6 protein-coding genes are annotated in these 4240 nt (G+C 66.7%); 1 reads left to right on the top strand and 5 read right to left on the bottom strand.

Going from position 1 to position 4240, the window contains the following annotated elements:
- The 5 genes from HWY30_RS41260 to HWY30_RS40455 all read right to left on the bottom strand — a co-directional run.
- The coding region (locus HWY30_RS41260) for a hypothetical protein (RefSeq protein ID WP_244145212.1) at positions 1 to 442 on the bottom strand (442 nt) is incomplete at its 3' end.
- A 285-nt stretch (positions 443 to 727) separates the two neighbouring features.
- Positions 728 to 1816 carry a helix-turn-helix domain-containing protein gene (locus tag HWY30_RS40470; RefSeq protein WP_167368693.1) on the bottom strand — a complete coding sequence of 363 codons (1089 nt, stop codon included), beginning with the start codon at positions 1814 to 1816 and terminating at the stop codon, positions 728 to 730.
- A gap of 116 nt (positions 1817 to 1932) precedes the next feature.
- Positions 1933 to 2457: a 3'-5' exonuclease family protein gene (locus HWY30_RS40465; RefSeq protein WP_090806459.1), complete on the bottom strand. Its 525-nt coding sequence runs from the start codon at positions 2455 to 2457 to the stop codon at positions 1933 to 1935.
- A 5-nt stretch (positions 2458 to 2462) separates the two neighbouring features.
- Positions 2463 to 2855 carry a hypothetical protein gene (locus HWY30_RS40460; protein WP_143037198.1) on the bottom strand — a complete coding sequence of 131 codons (393 nt, stop codon included), beginning with the start codon at positions 2853 to 2855 and terminating at the stop codon, positions 2463 to 2465.
- Positions 2856 to 3083: 228 nt separating this feature from the next.
- Positions 3084 to 3557: a hypothetical protein gene (locus HWY30_RS40455; RefSeq protein WP_244145210.1), complete on the bottom strand. Its 474-nt coding sequence runs from the start codon at positions 3555 to 3557 to the stop codon at positions 3084 to 3086.
- Between the two features lie 222 nt (positions 3558 to 3779).
- Here HWY30_RS40455 and HWY30_RS40450 point away from each other — a divergent pair, with 222 nt between their 5' ends.
- Positions 3780 to 4088, top strand: coding sequence for a helix-turn-helix domain-containing protein (locus HWY30_RS40450; RefSeq protein WP_244145213.1), 309 nt, complete (start codon positions 3780 to 3782; stop codon positions 4086 to 4088).
- Positions 4089 to 4240: the final 152 nt, after the last annotated feature.

Below are 4240 nucleotides of genomic sequence, written 5' to 3'. Positions count from 1 at the left end.
CGAAATTCCGCCGGGTACGGGGTACGATGCTTGGCCATAATCGGCACCTCCTTCTCCAAAGGATAGATGTCCGTTTTTGCGGGTCAACTTCAAAGTACGTTCTGGCCGGCTCGGGAATCTCATCCAGACGCACGTAACGGTAGCCTGCGTCATTCACGTGAACCGTCACCTGCAGTTGCGCGGGTCGCGGTGGCAGGGCTTCGCGGCCCTGATTCAGTGCAGCGGCAACACAGCGCGCAACGAGATCCCATACGCTGCCCGCCCATCTCGGATAGCCGCGCACCGTGGCCCGCTCGCCGACCTGCCGGAGCACCGCATCGTCCAGGGCCACCCTGTAGTCCGCGAGTGCGCCGCCACTCACGCGTGCGATGTCCGCCCTCGCGATGACCCGCTTTCCGTCTTCCCGTCCACCGGGCAGCAATTCAATGGTGATTCGAAGCATTCGCCTTTCCCTGTGATCTTGTCATCCGGTGCCGCAGTTGCGCGGACGCGCATCGCGTCGAGGTCCCGAACCTGCGCCGCGATCGCCTGCCCCCCAGCAAATCAGGCCGTCCCGGTGGCTCCGCCCGGACAGCTGAACGCCCCCTCAGAACTTCCAGTAGCCGTCGCGTGGAAGCCCCTGCTGCGCCACGCAAGCGTTGTCGCTTTCGATGGCTTTCGCGTTCTCCTTCCGCGATACCCCGCCCTGCCGGCCGGGCGCGACGCTGGCTACGCCCCTTTGCGCCGCTTACGACCTGTCGAGGCGATGTTCCTTCGCCACACAGACGACGTCCGCGGCCAGCGAAGGGTTCGCCGCTTTCGCCGGCCTGCGGGTGCCGGCCACTGCGTTGCCAGGATCAGCACCCGTGATCCGCCGGGACAGTATTTCGCCGGCGAATGCCGCAGCGCGTTCCATGGACAGCGAGGGCCCCAGCAGGTCACGCATGCGGCCAACACAAACGGCGGTCGTGAACGGAAAGCCCGCCGCGCCCACCGCCAGCATGTCATCCAGCACCGGAATCCTGAAGGCGAACCCGGGCGCCCGCGCGACCATGCGCGCCACGGTCTGGCGTGCGTGCGACGGATCGATCCCGTATGAGACGGCCACGTCGACCAGTGGCCAGCGATGCGCGCCCACCCCATAGCGGTGGGCCAGCAGGTCGGCATCGCGCGCGGCCTTTGCATCGAGCGGCTGCTCCGGTTGGAGCAGGTTGCGTCCGCGGGTGGCGAGGCACGCCGCGACGCGATGGATGGCGGCCTCGAGCGTTTCCGTGCCGATCGTCACGCGCCAGCGGCCATCGCCTACCCCGGGATGCGACGCCGGCGGCGCCAGCAGGTGCCCGGGCGCGAGCAGCAGGGCGCGCTCCCAGGTGCGAAGGCGCGCCACGGTGAGCGCCTTCGGGAACGTCCCCTGTTCCCACTGCAACAGCGTGGGACGGGACACATGGCAGGCGCGCGCCACCTCCGCAACGCACAGGCCCAGTTCACTGCGCAGCCGCCGCGCGTGGGGGCCGATCTCGCGGCACCGGGCGGCGGGGATCCGCGTCTCGCGATCACCCTGTCCTTCGCGGGCGACGGCATCCGCCGCAGGCAACCCGGGGTCCGGCAACGGTTGCGTCCCAGGACCGAGCAGCCAACCCGGCGGCACCTGCAGGGCCGCCTCCAGCGCGTTCACGGTGGCGGCTGCGACGGTGCGCGGCCACCTTCCCTTCTCCCAGTGCACCAGGGTCACTCTCGCCACCCCCGCCCTGACCGCGAGATCGTCCTGTGTCATCCCTGACGCCCTGCGTCGGGTCCGCAGGCGCTGTGCAATCCGCGGTACGTCGGATCGTGGCATCCACACACGCGTCCCGGCCATCCTGATCCCCTTCATGAGGCTGTTTCTGTTCGAGCGAAGAAATGCGTCCGCACGTCCGGAGACCGGACGAGGGCCCGGCCGGCAGCCGCCCGGCTTCAACCGGTGCACGCATAGGCATTGGCGCGCGCGTCATGCAGCGCATGGTGCTCGCCGCCATGGCGCGCGTAGTAGGCGGCGCGCCGCTCCGGGTTGCGCGTGCCGGCGATGTTCTCGAACCGCCAGCCGCGCGGCAGCGGGCCGCCCAGCAGGAACCGCAACAGGGCCAGGTCCGTCTCGTAGTCGTAGCACAGCACCGGCCCGGAGTCGCCCGGCACCGCCACGAGCCATGCGCGCAGTGCCTCGCGCAGCGCTGCAAACGGCATCGCGCGCCCCTCGGACTGGCCGAGCTGCGGCAGTACCACGGCGCGGACAAAGTCGCTGCACCACGCCGGATCGAAATCGGTCCGCTCGCCGTAGAACTCGTACCCGTTCTCGCCCACGAGGGCGAGACTGAGCAGCTGGCACTGCCGGAAGTCGGTGAATTCCGTGTCGAGGAAATACCGGTTGTTCCAGCCGGCCTGCGGCTCGGGTTCAGCCGGCAGTGGCCAGCGCATGGCGCCGTGAAAGTGTGTATCCGTCATGTCCGCTACTTCGTCATTTTGCCGTCGGCTCGTCCCGTGTCATCCAGCGCGAACCCGCCCGGGGCTGATCCGGGTTGGTCGTCGTCTTCCCTGCACGCGTCTGACCCGGCCCGCCCCTCCGGCACCGGCACCATGCGGTGTTCGCGCGCGCCGCGGATCCGCCGCAGCGGCCCGGCGAGCACCGTCACGTGTGTGGGAAACGGGATCGGGACGGCCCCGGTCGCCCCAGTCGCCTCGTCGCGGGTCGCACGCACGAAGCGCCGCAGCCGCGCGCGCAGCGCTTCGGCGGTTTCGTCGGGAAGCTCGATCGCCCGCCTGCGTCTGCTCATACCGATCCCTTGTTGAAGCCGCAGCCGATGCGCCGGTGGTGCGCTCGCCGCGATCAGGCGGATTATCACGGCCAGCCTTCCCCCAAACGGTGCATCGCGCCAAGCGCGCTGATGCCCAGCACGGGATCGGTGTGCACCACGTGAGCCCGGCACACCGCTGGCCAATCTCCGTCATCGTCATCGTCGTCGAGCGCGAGCCATACAGCACGCGGCCACCCCGCCAGCGCGGCCGCATGTCCGACGCCACAGTGGCCCGTCCCGACCCCACGTCCGCACGGCGTCCACTGCGAGCCAAGATCAGCGACGGGCAGCGGCTGGTGCCTTCGCGCGCCAGAGCCGCCTGCCGCGCGCCGGGCGCGTCGCCAAGGCAACGGGCACGGAGAACGTGCGCCCCGCCGCCGTCGTGAACCGGGTCACCGTCACCAGCCGCTCGCCCTGGCTGTACTGTTCGGGCTCGGTGACTCCCACGCGGATCTCGCTCAGCGGATCGAGCCTCCACCGGTCGACCTCGCGCGCGAATTTTGTGCTCAGCACGGCGGCGCCACGAAGAACGACATCCCCGCCAACGAACTGCTCCAGGTGTGGCGCCGTCGTGGTCAGGTCGAGCATCACGATCGTCGGGACGACCCGCGAACGCGCCGGCGACACCCGCAGTATCAGCACGTCCCGCGGGATCAGCTGCTCGATCGCGGTCCACGCGGTGGCGCCCTCGGGTTCGCCGAACGGCAGTGCGTACGGCGGCAAACGGTTCCTTTCACTCGTCACAAACATACTGCCTGCTACCTCATTGCTTTCTATTTAGGCCCGCAGCTTGCCCACGAGCCCATTTATGTGGGGCAACGCTCGCGCTGACTTTGCGCCGCCACGAAACACTCGAAACCCTTACTGGAAAAGAGATTCGAAGCCTTATTCATTTCTAATTCGTATTTTACTACGAAGACAGATTATAGCGGCAACTGGAGAGTGCTCCCATTTTGATGGGAGGCCAATTTGGTGCTGGGTGTAGTTTTCGGCGCGGTGTTGCGCAAACACCGTCTTCTCGCAGAGCTCACGCAAGAGCAACTTGCCTTCGAAGCCGGTATCGAACGCTCATACGTAAGCATGCTCGAACGAGGACGTAATCAGCCTACGTTAGCAATGCTGTTTGCGATTGCAAAAGCGTTGAACTGTTCGCCGAGCACTCTGATCGCTGAAGTCGAACAGACCTTGCAAACGCGGCGACGCTCCAAGAAGGCCTTGCCCAAAGCAACAGCAAAGCGCGTAACCCGTGTCAATCGAAAAGCAAGCCCTAGCGGCGACTGATTGATCAAGCCACAATGCCCGAGGGACAAACTGAAGGGCGGATTTGACGACTCCGCCAGACCCCCGGCGTCAGACTACTTGTCGTGTTATCTGAATCTTATAGACATGGTCCGGGGGCGGTAAAATCAGGGTGAATGAAAGCCTACTCAGCA

The organism is Paraburkholderia tuberum STM678 (genome assembly GCF_902833905.1).
GTDB classification, from domain to species: domain Bacteria; phylum Pseudomonadota; class Gammaproteobacteria; order Burkholderiales; family Burkholderiaceae; genus Paraburkholderia; species Paraburkholderia tuberum.
Note: the sequence above shows the minus strand (reverse complement) of the source record. Positions and strands in the feature narration are given on the sequence as shown.

Bases quoted from the DNA above. Each gene is read 5' to 3' on its own strand.
- HWY30_RS40470 (WP_167368693.1), bottom strand. From the start codon at position 1,816: ATGCCACGATCCGACGTACCGCGGATTGCACAGCGCCTGCGGACCCGA.
- HWY30_RS40465 (WP_090806459.1), bottom strand. From the start codon at position 2,457: ATGACGGATACACACTTTCACGGCGCCATGCGCTGGCCACTGCCGGCT.
- HWY30_RS40455 (WP_244145210.1), bottom strand. From the start codon at position 3,557: ATGTTTGTGACGAGTGAAAGGAACCGTTTGCCGCCGTACGCACTGCCG.